At 67.7% G+C, this 18,744-nt stretch carries 16 protein-coding genes; 5 read left to right on the plus strand and 11 right to left on the minus strand.

Annotation, left to right across the window (positions count from 1 at the left end):
• Positions 1-92: 92 nt before the first annotated feature.
• Both EV653_RS17885 and EV653_RS17890 read right to left on the minus strand, forming a co-directional pair.
• Positions 93-821, minus strand: a complete 729-nt coding sequence (locus EV653_RS17885; protein WP_238159864.1) for a hypothetical protein — start codon at positions 819-821, stop codon at positions 93-95.
• A gap of 23 nt (positions 822-844) precedes the next feature.
• Complete coding sequence (locus EV653_RS17890; protein WP_134104869.1) at positions 845-2,038, minus strand: homogentisate 1,2-dioxygenase; 1,194 nt, start codon at positions 2,036-2,038, stop codon at positions 845-847.
• Between the two features lie 74 nt (positions 2,039-2,112).
• Here EV653_RS17890 and EV653_RS17895 point away from each other — a divergent pair, with 74 nt between their 5' ends.
• From EV653_RS17895 to EV653_RS17905, 3 genes are all read left to right on the plus strand, one after another.
• Positions 2,113-2,964 (plus strand): hypothetical protein, encoded by an 852-nt coding sequence (locus tag EV653_RS17895; protein ID WP_134104872.1) that lies wholly within the window; start codon positions 2,113-2,115, stop codon positions 2,962-2,964.
• Positions 2,964-4,157, plus strand: coding sequence for a fumarylacetoacetase (gene fahA / locus EV653_RS17900; RefSeq protein WP_134104874.1), 1,194 nt, complete (start codon positions 2,964-2,966; stop codon positions 4,155-4,157). The genes EV653_RS17895 and fahA overlap by 1 nt, the downstream gene beginning before the upstream one ends.
• 302 nt (positions 4,158-4,459) lie before the next feature.
• A complete protein-coding gene (locus EV653_RS17905) occupies positions 4,460-8,212 on the plus strand; it encodes an endo-alpha-N-acetylgalactosaminidase family protein (RefSeq protein WP_134104876.1) in 3,753 nt (1,250 codons plus the stop codon).
• A gap of 97 nt (positions 8,213-8,309) precedes the next feature.
• On the opposite strand, the gene EV653_RS17910 is transcribed toward EV653_RS17905, so the two are convergent.
• The 7 genes from EV653_RS17910 to hppD form a co-directional block, all read right to left on the minus strand.
• Positions 8,310-8,723 carry a hypothetical protein gene (locus EV653_RS17910; RefSeq protein ID WP_134104878.1) on the minus strand — a complete coding sequence of 138 codons (414 nt, stop codon included), beginning with the start codon at positions 8,721-8,723 and terminating at the stop codon, positions 8,310-8,312.
• Positions 8,724-8,794: 71 nt separating this feature from the next.
• A complete protein-coding gene (locus EV653_RS17915) occupies positions 8,795-10,039 on the minus strand; it encodes a HAMP domain-containing sensor histidine kinase (protein WP_134104880.1) in 1,245 nt (414 codons plus the stop codon).
• Positions 10,040-10,221: 182 nt separating this feature from the next.
• Positions 10,222-10,920 (minus strand): two-component system response regulator CseB, encoded by a 699-nt coding sequence (cseB, locus tag EV653_RS17920; protein WP_134104882.1) that lies wholly within the window; start codon positions 10,918-10,920, stop codon positions 10,222-10,224.
• 15 nt (positions 10,921-10,935) lie between these two features.
• Positions 10,936-11,523 (minus strand): hypothetical protein, encoded by a 588-nt coding sequence (locus tag EV653_RS17925; RefSeq protein WP_134104883.1) that lies wholly within the window; start codon positions 11,521-11,523, stop codon positions 10,936-10,938.
• Positions 11,524-11,668: 145 nt separating this feature from the next.
• Positions 11,669-13,045 (minus strand): FAD-binding oxidoreductase, encoded by a 1,377-nt coding sequence (locus EV653_RS17930; RefSeq protein ID WP_134104885.1) that lies wholly within the window; start codon positions 13,043-13,045, stop codon positions 11,669-11,671.
• An 89-nt stretch (positions 13,046-13,134) separates the two neighbouring features.
• Positions 13,135-13,608, minus strand: coding sequence for a hypothetical protein (locus tag EV653_RS17935; protein WP_134104887.1), 474 nt, complete (start codon positions 13,606-13,608; stop codon positions 13,135-13,137).
• A 449-nt stretch (positions 13,609-14,057) separates the two neighbouring features.
• Positions 14,058-15,260, minus strand: coding sequence for a 4-hydroxyphenylpyruvate dioxygenase (gene hppD, locus EV653_RS17940; RefSeq protein ID WP_134104889.1), 1,203 nt, complete (start codon positions 15,258-15,260; stop codon positions 14,058-14,060).
• 157 nt (positions 15,261-15,417) lie between these two features.
• Between hppD and EV653_RS17945 the strand changes: the two genes are divergently transcribed.
• Positions 15,418-15,882 carry an Lrp/AsnC family transcriptional regulator gene (locus EV653_RS17945; RefSeq protein ID WP_238159865.1) on the plus strand — a complete coding sequence of 155 codons (465 nt, stop codon included), beginning with the start codon at positions 15,418-15,420 and terminating at the stop codon, positions 15,880-15,882.
• Between the two features lie 155 nt (positions 15,883-16,037).
• On the opposite strand, the gene EV653_RS17950 is transcribed toward EV653_RS17945, so the two are convergent.
• Positions 16,038-16,682: an IclR family transcriptional regulator gene (locus EV653_RS17950; protein ID WP_130444922.1), complete on the minus strand. Its 645-nt coding sequence runs from the start codon at positions 16,680-16,682 to the stop codon at positions 16,038-16,040.
• Between the two features lie 55 nt (positions 16,683-16,737).
• Between EV653_RS17950 and EV653_RS17955 the strand changes: the two genes are divergently transcribed.
• Entirely contained in the window at positions 16,738-17,487 is a 750-nt protein-coding gene (locus EV653_RS17955; protein ID WP_238159866.1) for a hypothetical protein, read from the plus strand.
• Here the strand turns inward: EV653_RS17955 and EV653_RS17960 are convergent, their stop codons facing one another.
• Positions 17,488-18,720 (minus strand): MFS transporter, encoded by a 1,233-nt coding sequence (locus tag EV653_RS17960; protein ID WP_134104895.1) that lies wholly within the window; start codon positions 18,718-18,720, stop codon positions 17,488-17,490.
• Positions 18,721-18,744: the final 24 nt, after the last annotated feature.

Below are 18,744 nucleotides of genomic sequence, written 5' to 3' on the forward strand. Positions count from 1 at the left end.
CTGCCCTGCTAGAGCTGCCCTGCTAGAGCTGCCCTGCTAGAGCTGCCCTGCTAGAGCTGCCCTGCTAGAGCTGCCCTGCTAGAGCTGCCCTGCTACCGGCGTACTTGTGCTGTTCCGCCGGAGAAGTGCTTCATGGCCTCGTCGATGATGTGGACGGGCTGGTCCAGCGCCTTCACCAGGAAGAGACCGGTGGGGCGCAGGAGCGGATTGGGCTTGACGACGCTGCGGACCGGCGCCTGGTCGAGGCCACGGACACCGGCCGTGGTCGCGCTCACCCCCGGCACCAGGTCGAGGTCGAGGACGTACTGACCCAGCAGCTTCTGCTGCCGGAAGCCGCGGACGGTCTGCCACTGCAGGACGACCGGGTACGCCGCTCCGTCGCACGCGAGCTCGAGCCCCTTGAGCGACATCCGCATCGCGACCGGCTGCAGCTCGTTGCTGTCGTACCACTGCTGCCGCTCGGCCTGCAGCCGGTAGACCATCACCGTGCTGAGGACCAGCGGGATCATTGCCAGGATCAACAAGATCGCGAACGGCCACATCCCCGAGCCGCGGAACGCGAGCAGCGCGTAGAGTGCGGCCGCGATACCCACCACGCCGATCGCCAGCGTGATCCACGCGCCGCGACGCTCCACGGTCCGCACGACCTCGCGGCGGCGCATCACCGCCTCGCGATCGACGCCGACGACGAACGGCGCCCCCGAATCCTGCGGCGGCACCTGCACTTCCACCTCCGGCGAATCGTCCGACTCCAGCCCAGACTCCGGCTCCGGTGAAACCTGCTCCACTACGTGTTGCGACGTGTCCCCGTCCTCACTCACACGGGAAAGAATCCCACAGACCGTCAGCTCCTGTGACGACCCGCCCAGGTCCAGGCGTACACGCCGTCGTCGACGGCCTGGCCGCCCTCGCCGAGTTCGAGCGGGCGGAAGGTGTCGACCATGACCGCTAGTTCCTCGAACCGCTCCGCGCCGAGCGAGGCCTCGATCGCCGACGGCTGCGGACCGTGCGCGTACCCGCCGGGGTGCAGCGAGATCGAGCCGAGCCCGATCCCGGAGCCCTTGCGTGCCTCGTAGTCGCCGCCGCAGTAGAACATCACCTCGTCGGAGTCGACGTTGGAGTGGTAGTACGGCACCGGCACCGAGAGCGGGTGGTAGTCGACCTTCCGCGGCACGAAGTTGCAGACCACGAAGTTGTAGCCCTCGAACACCTGATGCACGGGCGGCGGCTGATGCACCCGCCCGGTGATCGGCTCGAAGTCGCTCACGTTGAACGTGTACGGATACAGACAGCCGTCCCACCCGACCACGTCGAACGGGTGCGTCGCGTACGTCATCCGGCTCCCGACGATCCCGCCCGCCCCGTTCCCGCGGTGCTTCACCAGCACCTCGACGTCCGTCCCCTCGACCACGAGTGGCTCGGTGGTGGGGTGGAGGTCGCGTTCGCAGTACGGCGAATGCTCGAGGAACTGCCCGTACCGCGACAGGTAGCGCTTCGGCGGCGCGATGTGCGAGTTGCCCTCGATGGCGTACGCGTGCACGCCCTCCGGGCCGGGCAGCCAGCGGTGCGTGGTGGCCCGCGGGATGATCACGTAGTCGCCCTGGACAGCGTTCAGTACGCCGAACACCGTCTCCACGGTCGCCGAGCCCTTCTCGACGTACACGCATTCGTCGCCGATTGCGTTCCGGTAGTACGGCGAGGGCTGCTCCGCGACGACGTACGAGATCCGGACGTCACCGTTGCCGAGCACCAGCCGACGGTCCTCGACGGCATTGGTCTTCGACGTGTCGGTGAAGAGATCGTGCAGCTTGAGGTGCCGCGGGGTGAGCGGGTGATTGGCGACGGTGGCCAGGTCGGGGAGGTCCCACACCTGCGAATCGACGATCGCGGACGGCACGCCGGCGTGGTACAGCAGCGACGAGTCCGAGGAGAACCCCTCCTCCCCCATCAGCTCCTCGTAGTACAGCCCTCCGTCCGGTTTCCGGAACTGGGTATGCCGCTTCGGCGGAACTTCCCCGACCTGCCGGTAGAACGCCATCAGAATTGCTCCAGAGTATCCGATAATCGAACGCGTGCGTCCGCTTACCGAAAGCATCCGTTAGGCTCTGAGCCATGTCAACCGTCCCCGCCTTGTTCCGGCACCTGGTCGACGACGCTGCCATGTTCCCGCCGGGGAACCTGCCGATGGCCGAGGCCGTCACCGCACACCGGGCTCACCTGACGTCGCCGTACGCCGACCTCGTCGGGCCGTTCGTCTGCACCGACCAGGACCTGATGGATGTCGCCGCCGAGGCAGCCCGCTCCGGCGACGGGCCGCTCCGCGTCTCGGTCGTGATCGCCGGCGGCGCGGGCGGGATCGAGCCCGCCATCCGGTGGGGTGACCGCTCGAAGGATGTCGAGGTGACCGCGGTCGAAGTTCGGCTGCGCGACGAGGACGACCTGTCCCGCAACGCACTGCGCGTCGTCCGGGCCTGTGACGACTGCCTCGACGAAGAGACGGCGTACGTCGAGATCGGCCTCGACGGAGCGTGGGAGCGCGCGCTCGATGTGGTCGCCGACGCCGGGTACGCCGCCAAGCTGCGGACCGGCGGACTCGACGCGTCGCTCTTCCCGTCCGCGGATCAGGTGGCGGCGTTCATCATCGCCTGCCTGGACCGCGAAGTAGCGTTCAAGTGCACCGCCGGGTTGCACAATGCGGTCCGGCACACCGCAGAGGATTCGGGGTTCGAGCACCACGGCTTCCTCAACGTGCTGATGGCTACGCGGGCGTCGCTCGACGGCGGGGCGCGGGACGAGGTGACCTCGGTTCTCAACGAGCGCGACGGCCGGGCGCTTGCCGCTCGGGCGCAGGAGCTGACCGATGATCAGGCCGTGGGCACCCGGCGATGGTTCACGTCGTTCGGCTCCTGCAGCATCGAGGAGCCGCGGCACGACCTGACGGCACTGGGTTTGATGGAGGCCTGATGAGCTGGATCGACATCCCGGACGGTTCGCCGTTCGGGCCGGACAACCTGCCGCTCGGCGTGTTCCGGTACGGCGACGAGGAGCCGCGGGTCGGAGCCGCGATCGGGGACCAGATCATCGACCTCGCGCCGGTCGCGTCGGCGCAGATGCTCGACGGCGCTCAGCTGTTCGCCGAGCCCACGTTGAACGCTTTCCTCGCCTTGGGGCGGCCGACCTGGCGGGCGACGCGCAGCTGGCTGCTCGAGCTGGTCCGTAATGCGAACGACCGGGACGCGGTCGAGCCGCATCTGATCCCGCAGTCGGCGGTCACCATGCAGCTTCCGTTCGAGGTCGCGGACTACGTCGACTTCTACGCCTCCGAACAGCACGCGACGAACCTCGGCCGGCTGTTCCGCCCGGACTCCGAGCCGCTGCTGCCGAACTGGAAACACCTCCCGGTCGGATACCACGGCCGCGCCGGCACGATCGTTGTCAGCGGCACCGATATCGTCCGGCCGAGCGGTCAGCGCAAGGCGCCGGACGCGGTGGCGCCGACGTTCGGTCCGTCGCAACGGTTGGACATCGAGGTCGAGCTCGGATACGTCGTCGGCTCGCCGTCAACGCTCGGAAAGCCTGTCTCCGTTGACGATTTTGCTGACCATGTGTACGGCGTGGTGCTTGTGAACGACTGGTCTGCGCGCGATCTGCAGGCGTGGGAGTACGTCCCCCTGGGCCCGTTCCTCGGCAAGTCGTTCGCCACGTCGATCTCCCCGTGGGTCGTCGCCCTAGATGCCCTGGGCACCGTCCCGCTGCCGGCGCAGGACCCGCCCGTCCTTCCGTACCTGGCCGGACAGAACCTCCCGAACTACGACATCACGTTCGAGGTCCGTCTCAACGGTCACCTGGTCAGTACGCCGCCGTACCGCGACATCTACTGGTCCCCCGCCCAGATGCTCGCCCACATGACCGTCAACGGCGCCACCGTCCGCACCGGCGACCTGTTCGCGTCCGGCACGGTCAGCGGGCCGGCCAAAGACCAACGCGGCTCCTTCATCGAACTCACCTGGGCCGGCCGCGACCCCCTCATCATCGACGGCAAGGAACACACCTTCCTCGAAGACGACGACGAGATCACCATCTCCGCCTGGGCCACCACCCCCACCGGCACCCACCTAGGCCTAGGCGAGGTCACCGGCCGCATCACTCCCGCCTAACCGCACCCCCACCGAACCCCGCCCAACCGAACCCCGCCCAACCTCCCCCGGCGGCAGCCACGTCCCCCGCGTCACGCACGTCTCAGGGGTCAACCCCTCAGCCGGCCGGTTGCGGAGCCAGAGTCTGCGTCCGCAACCGGCAAACTCGGGGGTTGACCCCTGAGAGGTCCGTAGAGGGGCGCAGGGAAGGCCGGCGAGCCCCATGGGTGTCCAGGGGCCAGCTGGCCTCCGCGCACGGCAATCTTGTTCATTAGTGTTCGTTTCTCTTGACGAGTTAGCGGTTACGTGCGAACTTTTCCGGCATGAAACGTTCAGTGGGGTGTGGAGTACTGGCTGTAGCGTTGGCTGTCGGTGTGCTGAGCGTGCCCTCAGGTGCGCACGCCGCCGGCGACCTGACCCTGCGGTCGAACGAATTGACGGTCACCGTCGGGGCGGACTTCCCCCGGGTGGTCAAGTACGTCGACAACGCCTCCGGCCAGGCCCTCGGCGGCCAACCGGACCCGATCTCGACGGTCACAATCGACGGCACCGCGCGGACCGCGCATCTCACGAAGGCGCCGACGGTCGGCGACGGACGCGCGTCGTACACGCTCGCCTTCGACGCTCTGCCCGACGTCCAGCTCGACGCCAGTCTGAGCGTGTCCGGGCGGGTGACGAAGTTCGCGATCGACGCCGTCCGCGACACCGAGGCGAACCGCGTGCACACGATTGACATCCCCAACCAGGACCTGGTCTCGGTCGCGAGTACGGACGCCGGCGCGACCACCGCGTTCACCACGCTCGACCCGGACTCGACGCGCACCGCCGACAAGATCACGCCGGTCACCACGGCCACTCCGGGCGAGACGTCAGCCACCGGAGCGGCGTACGCGTTCGTCAACACGAGCGGGCTGGCCGCGGGCATCGAGTCCAACTCGACGTACGACAAGCCGTCCGGTCAATCGGTCGACGACGGCGCCCGGTTCTGGCACCAGGCCCGTAAGGGTGCAGACGGCAGCACGCGGGTCGGCGTCTGGAGCGGTCAGTGGACGTACCGCGCCGACACCTCGCCGTACACCGAGCCGCTCCCCTGGGCGAAGGTCGTGGTGACGCCGGACGCGAACAACGACAAGACCGTCGACTGGGAGGACGGAGCCGTCGCGTTCCGCTCGATCATGGTCGAGCCGAACGGCGGCGACCAGGTCAAGGACCGCGTGATCACGCATATCCCGTTCAACTTCGCCAGCCAGGCCACGCACCCGTTCCTGCGGACGCTCGACGACGTCAAGCGGATCTCGCTCTCGACCGACGGGCTCGGCCAGATGGCCATCCTCAAGGGGTACGCCTCGGAGGGCCATGACTCGGGTCACCCGGACTACGGCGGCAACTACAACATCCGCGCCGGCGGGCTGACCGACCTCAACACCCTGCTCGCACAGGGCAAGTCCTGGAACGCGGCATTCGGCGTGCATGTGAACGCGACCGAGTCCTACCCGGAGGCGAACGCGTTCAGCGAGGACCTGGTCGACAAGACCGCCAAGGGCTGGAACTGGCTGAACCAGAGCTACTACATCAAGCAGCGCCCGGATCTTGCCTCCGGCAACATCGTGAAGCGGTTCCAGCAGCTCCGCGACGAGACCGACAAGAACCTGCAGGAGCTGTACATCGACGTCTACTACCAGTCCGGCTGGCTCGCCGACGGCCTGACCCGGCAGCTGTCCGACCAGGGCTGGCAGATCGCGACCGAGTGGGCCGACCGGCATGAACGGACGTCGCTGTGGTCTCACTGGGCCAACGACCTCGACTACGGCGGCCCGACGAACAAGGGGCTGAACTCGCAGATCATCCGGTTCGTCCGCAACCACGAGAAGGATGTCTGGAACAACGACCCGATCCTCGGCCAGGCCAGCATCGTCGAGTTCGAGGGCTGGACCGGCGAGACCGACTGGAACAAGTTCTCCGCGAACGTCTGGAAGCAGAACCTGCCGACGAAGTTCCTCCAGCAGCAGAAGATCCTCGACTGGAACGCGAACGACATCACGTTCACCGGCGGTGTCCGCGGCGCGGTCGAGAACGGCAAGCGAGCGGTGTACGTCGGGACCGCGAAGGTGCTCGACGGCGACAAGTACCTTCTCCCGTGGGACGACAACAAGAAGCTCTACCACTACAACCCAGCCGGTGGCCGTACGACGTGGCAGGTCCCGGCAGCCTTCGCCGGCGCCCGCAGCTTCACTGCCTACCAGCTGACCGACACCGGCCGCACCAAGCCGACCACCGTCCCGGTACAGCACGGGACCGTCACGCTCAACGCCGTTGCCGGCAAGCCGTACGTCCTCTACCCGGTGGCTGCTCCGAAGCCGCGGCCCGCTGTCTGGGGTGAAGGCACGCACCTCCAGGACCCCGGCTTCAACGCGGGCAACCTCAACGTTTGGAACGCGACCGGCGGCGCGACGATCGACACGCTCGAGAACGGCCAGCACGTCGCGTCGCTCGGGACGCGCAAGTCGTCTATCAGCCAGCGGATCACCGGACTGACGCGTGGTCGGACGTACAGCGCGTCTGCTTGGATCGAGGTCGAGCCAGGCAAGTCGCGGCCGACAACCCTGAGTGTCGACGGTGCCACAAACGTTGTCACCAGGTCGACGGCGCAGAACATGGTTGCCTCTGACGACAAACAAGGCGCCTACTACCAGCGGATCCGAGTCGTCTTCACCGCAAAGGGAAGCACTGCCGATCTAGCAGTAGGAGCGGCAGCAGATACGGCCAAGGTTCGTTTGGATGATGTGCGGGTTGTCGAGACCACGCGTCCTGCTACCGGGCTCGTCGACGACTTCGAGAACGTCGACCAGGGCTGGGGGCCCTTCGTCAAGGGCGATGCGGGCGGGATCACCGATCCACGGACGGTGCTGGCGAAGAAGCACGCGCCGTACACGCAGGCCGGCTGGAACGGGAAGCTGGTCGACGATGTGCTCGACGGCGACTGGTCACTCAAGTCGCACGAGGAGAACGCCGGTTTGGTATACCGCACCACGCCGTCGACGGTGAACTTCCAGCCGGGCCACAAGTACAAGGTCAGCTTCGACTACGAGAGCGGTCGCGCCGGTCAGTACGCGTGGGTCCAGGGCGTCGATCGTCCGGACTCGGTCGAGGTCAAGGCGACCCCGATCGGCGAGCAGCGGACCAAGGCGGCGTTCAATCAGGAGTTCGTGGCCGGATGTGGCGGCGACTACTGGGTCGGTCTGCGCAAGTTGACCGACGGCGGTGACCAGACCGACTTCATCATGGACAACTTCGCCGTCACCGATCTCGGTACGACGTCGGAGCCGGCGGACTGCACGTCCGTTGCGGTGGCCGGGGTCAGCGGTCTCGTCTCCGGCGAGGCCAACACGGTCACCACCACGTTCACCAACAACGATGTGGTTGCTGCTAGCAACATCACATTGGGACTGACTGCACCGGACGGCTGGACTGTCACGGCGACCACGCCCGCGACGCACGCCACCGTGGCTGCGGGAGCGACTGCGACGACCACGTGGGACGTCACTCCTCCGGCCGGCACTCCGGAAGGAAAGTACGTGCTCACGGCAACGGGTGGTCAGGCAACGATCACTGCCGAGGCGACCGTGCTGCCGCCGGGGATCGTGCCGCAATCGCGGATCAAGGTGGCGGACGTGGACAGCGAGGACGTCGCCACCGGCGGCGCCGCGACGATGGCGCTGGACGGGAACGCCAGTACGATCTGGCATTCCGCCTGGTCCGAGGTCCCCACCCCGACCGGCTTCCCCCATCACATGACGCTCGACCTCGGATCGACGTACACAGTGAACGGGTTCAGCTACCTGCCCCGGCAGAGCGGGACGAACGGGATGTTCAAGGGGTACGAAATCTACGTCAGCGCCGACGGCCAGGACTGGGGTACGCCGGTCGCGACGGGTGAGTTCCCGAACTCCACCGCCGTACAGCGCGTCGACTTCACCCCGAAGCCCGGCCAGTACGTGAAGTTCGTCGGCACCAGCTCCCTCAACGGCGCCGTCTTCGGCTCCGCCGCCGAGTTCAACGTCTACGGCACCCACTAGTCGGGGCCTTGAACACCCACTGGGGTCCTGGGACAGGCAATAACCTGTCGCAGGACCCCAGTCCTTGTCCCCACCCCCGATAGGTGCCGCAGGGCGCCTACTTGGTGATGGTCACCGAGGCCGCCGCGCTCGCCGTGCCGGCTGAGACTACGCGGAACTTGTTCACGCCGACGCGGCCGCTCTGCACCCAGACCGAGTAGGTGGCCTTGCTGGTCACCTTGGTGGTGGCCGGGAAGTTGACCCACTTGCCGTTCTGGAGGCGCTGCACCTGGACCGTGGTGTTCTTCGCGATGCCGGTGGTCTTGCCGGTGAACGAGACCTTCGTCCACGCCTTCGCGGTCGCCTTGTCCGACTTGATCGTGATCGACTTCGCCGCGACCGATGCGCTCACCATGGTGGTGTGCGTGGTGGCGGCGTTGGCCTGCAGAGCGCCGGCGATGCCGAGGCCCCCACCGGCCAGGGCGAGACCGGCGACGACGGCAGCGGAACGGCGAATGAACTGAGTACGCATGATGTTCTGGTTTCCCCTCGTTTTGTTGGTGTTACGGAGGGGAAGACGCGGCGGCAGCGCGAAAGGTTGTGTTACGACTCCGTCTCAGGTCCGGCCGGCAGGACGAGTCGCGCCAGCGCGCCGCCGCCCGGCGCCTCGCCGAACGTGAGCTCTGCACCAAGAACCTTCGCGTGACCGGCGGCGATTGTCAGGCCGAGGCCGTGCCCGACACCGCGTTCGGCCATCCCGGACCGGAACCGACGCGGGCCCTCGGCAATCAACTCCTCGGGATAACCGTTGCCATGGTCAACCACCTCGACGGTCCGGCCGCTGACCGTCACGTCGACCGGCGGCTTGCCGTGCCGCAGTCCGTTGACGATCAGGTTGGCCAGGATCCGCTCGATCCGGCGTGAATCGGTCGACACGGTCTCGTCCGGCCCGAGCAGGTGCACCATCACGCTGTCCGGCGCCAACGCTTGCTGCATCCGCAACCGAGCGACGGCCGATCCGACGAAGGCGCCGAGACCGACCAGTTCCAGGTCGGCCTGCTCGACACCCGAGTCGAACCGCGCGATCTCGAGCAGGTCCTCGACGAGACGCCGCAACACCTTGGCCCGATCGCGGACCAGCTCACTCGGCCGCCCGGGCGGCAGGAGCTCGGCGGCAGTGGTCAGCCCGGTAACCGGCGTACGAAGATCGTGGGCCACGTCCGCGGTGAAGCGGCGCTCGGCCTCGAGCTGGCCACGGAGCGAGCTGGCCATCGTGTCGATCGCCGTCGCCAGCGACTGCACCTCATCCTTGCCTTTGCCAACGGCTCCGGCCGCCGACGCTTCCAGATCGCCGGCGGCGATGCGCCGCGCCGTCCCTGCCACAGCAACGATTCGCTTCGACAGGCTGCCCGCAAGGATCACGCTGACCAGGGCAACCAGCGCGACCGTGCCGATGCCGCCCAGCAGCAATGCCCGCTGCAGTGCCTTCATCGAGTCGTCGCTGGTCTCGTAGTCCTGCTCGATCGAGAGGATCTTGCCGTCCTTGACCGCGACCGCTGCCCACATCTTCGCGTGCGGCGATCCGGTCTTGAACGTGGCCCGCTTGCCCTCGAGCACGGCGTCGCGCAGTTGCGGCGGCAGCTCCGGATCGTCCACCTTCGCCCCGAACACCGGCACGTCGTTGGTGTCGTAGCTCTGCGCCGCGAGCTGGATCCGCTCGTCCGCGAAACTGCGCGTGCGGTCCAGCCGGGCCGACTGGGCCTGGGTGTAGACCGCGACGCACAGTACGAGGATCGCGAGCGCCGAGACCAGCAGGAAGATGAGACCGAGCTTGCCGCGCAGTCCCATCAACTAGGTCCTGTCTGGTGATCCAGCGCCGTAGCGAGGAGGTGCTCGGTGCGGTGCATCGGCGCGCGGGGGCGAAGGGGTCGATGCGGAGCATCGTCCCCTTTGCACCCGTGCGGCGAGGTGCCGTGCCGAGTGCCCCGCAGTAGGCGCTGGATCACCAGACAGGACCTGTACCCCATCCGCTATGCCCTGAGTTTGTACCCGAAGCCGCGGACGGTTTCGATGCGGTCGGCACCGATCTTGGTCCGCAGCCGCTGCAGATGTACGTCGACCAGCCGGCCGTCGCCGCCCCACTCGTAGTCCCAGACCCGTTGCAGCAGGGTCGATCGGCTCAGCACGACGCCGGGGTTGTTGGCGAACTCGATCAGCAGCTTGAGCTCGGTCGGCGTCAGCTGGACGGCCGCGCCACCGCGGCGTACCTCCAACGCTTCCCGGTCCAGCTCGAGGTCGCCGAACGACTCGACGCCGGAACCGGCCGCCGGCGCAGGGCGCTCCGGATCGGACACCGCTCGCCGCATCACCGCCCGCAGCCGAGCCACCAGCACCTGAGTGTCGAAGGGTTTGGTCACATAGTCGTCGGCGCCTGCTTCCAGACCGAGTACGACGTCGAGCGCGTCACCGCGGGCAGAGACCATCACGATCGGGACCGTGCTGGTCTCCCGGACCCGTCGGCAGACCGAGATGCCGTCCAGCCCGGGCAGCATGATGTCGAGCATCACGACGTCCGGGTGGATCTTCTCGAATCGCTCGATCGCTTCCAGGCCGTCCTCGGCCGTGGTGACGTCGTAGCCGTGCCGTTCGAGGGTCAGTTGGGTCGCCTCACGGATCACCGCGTCGTCCTCGACCATGAGAATGCGCGCTGCCGGTTCTTCCGGTACCACCGAACTTCAGTCTCCCTACTGGTCCGTCGAGCTCACCTTGATCATCTGCCGACCGTTCCAACGGTAGACCTCGACCCGTCGGCCCGACGGGCAGCAGACCGGGTCGTTGATCGTAAAGATCTTCGACTCGACCACCAGGTCCCCTTCGGGGCTGGCGTTCACGGTCGGTTGCTCGACGTTCAGGTTCCAGATCGGTCGCGGGCCCGAGGGCTCGATCGCGATCAGGAAGATACCGAAGACGAACTTCTCCAGGGTGTGGATCAGGACGATCTGCTGAGGTCTACCGCTGTGCAATACATCAACGGTCGTACCCCTGCTGAGGCAACGCGAAATCACCGTGCAATTCGAAAGGACTGTCCGCGCGTAGCTGGACAGGTGCCGATCGGCGAGCAGTCTGACCCTGACTTTGGTCAGATCGACGGCCACTTCGGGGGTCTTCGCCGGCTGAGTGGTGCCGAAGGCAACCGACGGTGTCGGGCTCGACGGCGGCGGGGACTCGGGGCCTTCGACCCGCAAGCCGCCGCCGTTCGCGCAAGCGGACAGCGCTGCGGTCGCGACCACAGCCGCGACGGCGGGCAGCACGGTACGGCGCCACAGACCCATCGGGCGCCTCCTACCCTGCATCCAGTCCCCCCGCGAATTCAGCTAAGTACCTTCCATAGTGTCGGCCGGACGTCACATTCGACGGGCGTGGACGTCGAATGGCCTCGACAGTTCTATTGCGGTTGCGTCACAGCGGCGGACTGACTCAGTCGGCAACGATCTTGCCCGGATTGAGCAGGTTCTTCGGGTCCAGCGCGTTCTTGATCGCCCGGTGCACGTCGAGCGAGACCGGCCCGACTTCCTCGGCCAGCCAGGCGCGCTTGAGTACGCCGACGCCGTGCTCGCCGGTGATCGTGCCGCCGAGCTCGAGCCCGATCTCCATCACCCGGTCGAAGGCCTGCTGGGCCCGCTCGGCCTGGCCCGGGTCGGTCTGATCGAACACGACGGTCGGGTGCATGTTGCCGTCGCCCGCGTGCCCGAGTACGCCGATGGTGATGTCCAGCTCCGCCGACAGCTGCTCGAGCCGGCCGATGAACTCCGCCAGCCGCGACCGCGGTACGGCGACGTCGTCGATCATCGTCGTACCGAGTTCCTCCAGCGCCGTCAGCGCGACGCGACGTCCTTCGAGCAGGAGCTCGCCCTCGGCGTCGTCCTCGGCCTCGATGCACTCGAGGGCACCGGTGTCGCGACACAGCTTGGCAACCGTGGCGACATCGGCGGCGCCCGCCTCGCCGCCCGCATCGGACTGTGCGATCAGCATCGCGGCCGCCTCTTCGGGCAGGTCCATCCGCTTGTACTTGTTGACCGCCTGGATCGTGGTGCGGTCCATGATCTCCAGCAGGCTGAGCGACACGCCGCTGCGGATGATCTCGAGGATCGCGTTCCCGGCCTCGACGCCGGAGCCGAACAGTGCCGCCATCGTCCTCGGCTTCGCCGCCTGCGGCCGCAGGGCGAGCGTCGCCTCGGTGATGATGCCGAGGGTGCCCTCGCTGCCGACGATCAGCTTGGCCAGGTCGTACCCCGCGACGCCCTTGACGGTCTTCCGGCCGGTCCGCAGGATGCGTCCATCCGCGAGCACGACCTCCAGACCCAGCACGTAGTCCGTGGTCACGCCGTACTTCACGCAGCACAGACCGCCCGAGTTCGTGGACAGGTTGCCGCCGATCGAGCAGAACTCCCAGCTCGACGGGTCCGGCGGGTAGAACAGGCCCTGCTCGGCGACGGCACGCGACAGTACGGCGTTGTACACGCCCGGCTGCGTGACGACGTACCGATCGACCGGCTCGATGGCGAGGATCTTGTCCATCTTCTCCAGCGAGATGACGATGCAGCCGTCGAGCGCGTTGGCTGCGCCGGACAGGCCGGACCGCGCGCCCTGCGGCACGATCGGTACGCCGGCCTCGGCCGCGATCCGCACCGCCGCCTGCACGTGCGCGGTCTCCCGCGCCAGCACGACGGCAAGGGGCATCCCGGCCGGGCAGAACATCGCCCGGTCGTACCGGTAGCTCTCCATCCGGTCCGGATCGGTCACCAACGCTTCGGGCGGCAGGGCCTGACGCAACTGCTCGACAACCTCACTCATACCGTCGAGCCTAATAACTACTGCGCGGTACCGCGCACCGTCCCAGTGTCCGGATCAGGTCCTGTCTGGTAATCCAGCCAGGACCTATGTCAGCGGGTGCGTTTGGTGGCGTTCTCCGAGATCTCCTCGTAGCCGCCGCCGTAGTTGTGGTACTCCCGGCCGATCGCGGCGAAGGTGATACCGCTGCCGCCTTTGATCTTCGGTGTCCGGCAGGTGCGCTGCCCCTGGATCACCGAACCGTTGCCGCCGCTGCTGTCGCAGCTGAGCACCCGGCCGTTGTTGCCGCCGCCGTACTGCACCACGAAGGCGTTGGCCTTCGCATTGGCCACCACCGGCGACGCCATGCTGATCTCGGCCCAGTACTGCGAGCAGTTGTCCCGGACCAACCGGACAGTGCCCCAGCTGGGTGGTTTGTGGTCGCGCAGCATCGGCGCCGACGCGATGGATCTCGCACCTGAACAGCTGGCCGTTTCGGCCGCCTGGGCCGGCGCTGCGGCGGCGAAGGTGAGCACGCCGACTCCGGCCAGTCCTGCGGTGCTGAGCAGAATGCCCAGTGTCTTCATGACGAAACCCTTCCTGAGCGCACGCCCCGACGCACACTCAGGAAGGCACACTACGCGAACGGAGCTTGCCTCAACAGTCATTCCGGTAATCGGACGGCGACACGCCGTATTCAGTTGCACCCGGCAAGCTTCTCGGCGTCCAACCCACCCCGCACGCCCTGCCCACTGCCCGCCCACTGCCCGCCCATCGCCCGCCCACTGCCCGTCCGCTCCCTCCCCCCACTCCCTCCGCCCGCCCCTCCGCCCCTCCGCCCGCCCCTCCGCCCACCCCTCCGCCTTTGGTTGGTTCACCCACCAGATGCGGGGTTGGCCAACCGGAATGCGGTTGGCCAACCCACAGTCTCGTGGGTGAACCAACCAGACGGGGGTCAACCAATCGGACGGGGTGAACCAATCGGAGGGGGGCTGAATCAATCGGAGGGGGCTGGACCGATCGGGCGGGGCTGGGGTCAGAGGTTGCCGCGTCGCTCTTGTTCGCGCTCGATCGCTTCGAACAACGCCTTGAAGTTGCCCTTGCCGAAGCCGAGCGAGCCGTGCCGCTCGATCAGTTCGTAGAAGACCGTCGGGCGGTCGCCGATCGGAGCGGTGAAGATCTGCAGCAGGTAGCCGTCCTCGTCCCGGTCGACCAGGATGCCCCGCGACTGCAGTTCCTCGATCGGCACCCGGACGTTGCCGATCCGGGACCGCAGCTCCGGGTCCTCGTAGTACGAGTCCGGGGTGTTGAGGAACTCGACGCCGTTGGCCCGCATGATGTCGACCGTGCGCAGGATGTCGTTGGTCGCGAGCGCGATGTGCTGCGCGCCGGCGCCGTCGTAGAACTCGAGGAACTCGTCGATCTGCGACTTCTTCTTCGCCACCGCCGGCTCGTTCAGCGGGAACTTCACCCGGTGGTTGCCGTTGGCGACGACCTTGCTCATCAGCGCCGAGTAGTCGGTGGCGATGTCGTCACCGATGAACTCGGCCATGTTCACGAAGCCCATGACTTTGTTGTAGAAGGCAACCCACTCGTCCATCTTGCCGAGCTCGACGTTGCCGACGACGTGGTCGACCGCCTGGAACAGCCGCTTCGGGTGCCCCTCGGGGCGGGTCACCTGGGTGGTCGCCGCGACGAAGCCGGGCAGGTACGGGCCGTCGTACTTGCTCCGGTCGATCAGCGTGTGCCGGGTGTCGCCGTACGCCGCGATCGCCGCGCGCCTGACCGTGCCGTGCTCGTCGGTCACGTCGTTCGGCTCCTCGAGGACGACCGCGCCGACCTTGCGGGCGTGCTCGATGCACTTGTCCACGTCCGGCACCTCGAGGGCCAGGTCGGAGACGCCGTCGCCGTGCTTGCGGTGGTGATCGAGCAGCGGGCTCTTCGGGCTCACGCCGCCGGAGATGACGAAGCGGCCGGAGCCGGACTTGAGCACATAGGACTTGCTGTCCTTGCTGCCGGTCTCGGGACCGGAGTACGCGACCAGGTCCATACCGAACGCGAGCTGGTACCACTTCGCGGTCTGGGTGGCGTTGCCGACCACGAACACCACTGCGTCCATCGCGGTGACCGGGAACGGGTCGGTGCTCTCGTCGTACGGCACCAGGCCGACGAGCTGCTTGAGCTGGTCGAGGTCGAGATCGGCGTCGAGCTCTGCGGGGGTGAGGTCGGTGCTGGTCATCGGGTTCCTCCGAGGTCGGGTTCGTGCCCTGAGCCTCGCTGGGGGCGACAGGTTGCGCAACAGTTTGTTATTTCGCTGGTCAGGTTGCACAGTATGCTGGCGACTTCGCTGGACTATTTGGTCAGGCTGACTATCTCTCCGGAGGTGCCCGGTGTCGGTGGACGAACTGGACGGCCGGATCCTGCGGTTGTTCGCGGCCGAGCCACGGGTCGGCGTGCTCGAGGCGTCCCGGCGGCTCGGGGTCGCACGGGGCACCGTGCAGGCACGGCTGGACCGATTGCAGCGCGACGGGGTGGTGCGGGGGTGGGGCCCTGACATCGACACGACCGCGATCGGCTACCCGGTGACGGCGTTCGCGACGTTGCAGATCGAGCAGGGCTCAGGCCATACGACGGTCGCCGAGGCGCTGGCCCGCATCCCCGAAGTACTCGAGGTCCACACGATCACCGGCGCGGAGGACCTGTGGTGCCGCATCGTCGCGCGCTCCAACGCGGACCTGCAGCGCGTGATCGACCAGGTAGTCATCGTCCGAGGCATCCAACGAGCCTCCACAGTCATCGCGCTGGCCGAGCAGATCCCCCACCGAGTTCTCCCGTTGGTGGAAGCAGCCACCAAACACTGAAACCCGGCGAGCTCGCTCCGCTCGCACGCCGGGTGGGAGGGGGCGAAGCCGCCGACAGGTGAGGACGGCTGCCCGGGCGACGTCCGCCGGTGAAGGGCGACCCGTCCGAGCGCGGGCGGACGTCTGCTCGCGGTGCTGCGCGACACGGGGTCGGGTTATGCCAGGCGTTTGGCTACTTCTACTGCGGCTCGGGCTACTCGGGGGCCGACGAAGTCTCGGTCGAGTTTGCCCAGGACTACTACGCCGATGGAGGCCTCTACGCCTGGGACGCCGAGGACCGGGGAGGAGACCCCTTGGGCGCCTGCCTGCAGTTCGCCTGAGGTGACGACGAAGGGGCGGCCGGCGGGGTCGGGTTTGCGGCGGCCGGCGAGGATCGCTTTGCCGGCCGCGCCCTGGTCCAGGGCGTGGCGGGAGCCCATCCGGTACGAGACGTGGAAGTCGGTCCAACTGGGCTCGATGACCGCGATCGCGAGCGCCTCCTCACCGTCCGCGACCGTCAGGTGCGCCGTCGCGCCGGTGTCCTCGGCGAGCGAACGCAGTACCGGAAGGGCGGCGTCACGCAGCGTCGGCTGCACGCGCCGGCTGTAGTGCAGCACGGCGAGACCGAGCCGGGCTCGCCCCTCGCTGTCGCGGCGCACCAGCCGATGCAGCTCGAGCGTATTCACCAGGCGGTACACCACGGTCCGACTGACCCCCAGCGCCGCGGCGAGCTCGGTGATGGAGAGCCCGTCCGGGGCATCCGCCAGCAACTCGAGGACCGTCAATCCCCGGTCGAGCGTCTGCGAGGTCTCGGCTGGCACCTAGAAAGAGTATCCGTTATTCGGGCGCGGACCGATGGCCCCGTATCTTGCTGCCGTGCGAAATTACTGGTCGCTGCTCCCCGCCGTCGTTGTGGCCGTGGTGCTGGGCCTGGTCTATGCCGTTCCGACCCTGATCAACCCGCAGTGGACGAGCTCGATCATGGCCCTGTTCCGCACCGCTCCGATCCCCGCCGACGCGACCCCGGAGGAGGCCCGCCGCGCGGCCGGCGTCCTCGGACCGCAGCAGCTGCGGAGCCGCCGGATGCTCGCCATCGCGCTGGTCGTCGGCGCGCTGATCCTGGTCGGCTTCAACATCTCGTTCAACCGCGAGGCGGTCGGCTGCTACAAGGCCGCGAGAGCGTTCGGCGCGATCGACGGTCCGGGCGCGAAGGACCCATGCGTCGACATGGTCTTCGGCACGTTCATCGGCGACGGCAAGGGGCCGACGACGGAGAAGACCCCGCAGCCGGTGCAGTACTACCAGCTGATCAAGGGCAAGAAGCCGGCGTACCTGAAGTGGATCCAGAACGCGCCGAAGTACGACGAGGGCGACATGCTGATCGGCACCGGCATCTCCTGCGCGGGCGATCTCCGGGTCGACGAGCAGGAGGACAAGGTGCTGGTGTTCGTCGACGTCGACACCCCGTGTCCCCCGGAGGACAACGCCTCATTGACCGCGTTCAAGCTGAAGAAGCCGCTCGGCGACCGCAAGATGGTCACCGTCGGCGACAAGCCGATGACCGAGATCAACCCGGACCTGGACTCCTGGTTCACGGTCCTGAAGAAGCTCGCGACCGGCGGCTGATCAGCTGAGCGCGCGGGTCTGCGAGTCGTAGACGCGGAACGGCCGGTTCCGGGCGAGCAGGATCAGCAGGCCGGTGATGCAGACCGCGGCACCGCCGAGCAGCGCGATCGTGGGGCTGGTCAGCGACGCCGTCGTACCGGCGACGAAGTCACCGAGCCGCGGCCCACCGGCCACGACGACGATGAAGACTCCCTGCAGCCGCCCGCGCATCGCATCCGGCGCCGCTGACTGCAGCACGGTGTTCCGGTACGCCGAACTCACCATGTCGGCCGCACCGGACATCGCGAGCAACGCCACACCCAGCCAGATCGTCCGCGACAACCCGAACAGTCCGACGGCCGTGGCGTACGCCGTGATCGCCAGCACGATCGCGACACCCTGACGTCGTACCCGGGTCACCCAGCCGGAGAAGATGACGCCGATCAGCGCGCCGATCGCCGGTGCGGCCTGCAGCAGCCCGACCGTCCGTACGCCGCCACCGAAGAACGCTCCGGCCACCGCCGGGAACAGCGCCCGCGGCTGCGCGAACACCATCGCGAGGATGTCCGCGAGGAAGGTCGCGAGCAGCGCCGGGGCGGCACGCAGGAACGTGAAGCCCTCGAGCACCGACCGCAGGCCCGCCCGCCGGATCGCGCCGGTCGGCGGCACCGCCGGCAGCCGGAACAGCGCGTAGAGCGCCGCGGTGAACGTGATGACATCGACGAGGTACGCCGCCGCGAACCCGTGCCAGGCGATCACCGCCGCGCCGAGCAACGGCCCGGCGGTGAAGCCCAGGTTGAACGCGGCCTGGCTGAGCGTGTTCGCAGCCGGCAGCAACTCGGGGCGGATCAGCCGCGGGATGATCGCGGACCGCGCCGGGTTGTTGACCGCGAAGCACGCCGACTGGCAGGCGACGACGGCGTACAGAACCCACACCTTGCCCCAGTCCAGATGCGACTGCAGCACCAGGACCATCGACAGCAGCCACAACCCGGCCGAGGAGACGAGCGACAGGATCCGCCGGTCGATCGCGTCGGCCATCGCCCCGCCGTACAGCCCGAAGACGACCAGCGGGACCAGCGAGAACAACCCGACGAGACCGACCGAGAACGTCGAATGCGTGATCGCGTACACCTGGATCGACACCGTCACCGCGGTCATCTGCTGACCGAGCTGCGACACCGTCGACCCGATCCACAACCGCCGGAAATCGGCTGACTCACGCAACGGACGGATGTCGGTGAGCAGACGCACAACGACAAACTTATGTCACAACGT

It is taken from the genome of Kribbella pratensis (genome assembly GCF_004365355.1).
Lineage (GTDB): Bacteria > Actinomycetota > Actinomycetes > Propionibacteriales > Kribbellaceae > Kribbella.

Coding starts and splice junctions, on each gene's coding strand:
- EV653_RS17890 (WP_134104869.1), bottom strand. CDS start 2,038: ATGGCGTTCTACCGGCAGGTCGGGGAAGTTCCGCCGAAGCGGCATACC.
- EV653_RS17905 (WP_134104876.1), top strand. CDS start 4,460: ATGAAACGTTCAGTGGGGTGTGGAGTACTGGCTGTAGCGTTGGCTGTC.
- EV653_RS17895 (WP_134104872.1), top strand. CDS start 2,113: ATGTCAACCGTCCCCGCCTTGTTCCGGCACCTGGTCGACGACGCTGCC.
- hppD (WP_134104889.1), bottom strand. CDS start 15,260: ATGACCAGCACCGACCTCACCCCCGCAGAGCTCGACGCCGATCTCGAC.
- EV653_RS17930 (WP_134104885.1), bottom strand. CDS start 13,045: ATGAGTGAGGTTGTCGAGCAGTTGCGTCAGGCCCTGCCGCCCGAAGCG.
- EV653_RS17935 (WP_134104887.1), bottom strand. CDS start 13,608: ATGAAGACACTGGGCATTCTGCTCAGCACCGCAGGACTGGCCGGAGTC.
- EV653_RS17915 (WP_134104880.1), bottom strand. CDS start 10,039: ATGGGACTGCGCGGCAAGCTCGGTCTCATCTTCCTGCTGGTCTCGGCG.
- EV653_RS17910 (WP_134104878.1), bottom strand. CDS start 8,723: ATGCGTACTCAGTTCATTCGCCGTTCCGCTGCCGTCGTCGCCGGTCTC.
- EV653_RS17925 (WP_134104883.1), bottom strand. CDS start 11,523: ATGGGTCTGTGGCGCCGTACCGTGCTGCCCGCCGTCGCGGCTGTGGTC.
- fahA (WP_134104874.1), top strand. CDS start 2,964: ATGAGCTGGATCGACATCCCGGACGGTTCGCCGTTCGGGCCGGACAAC.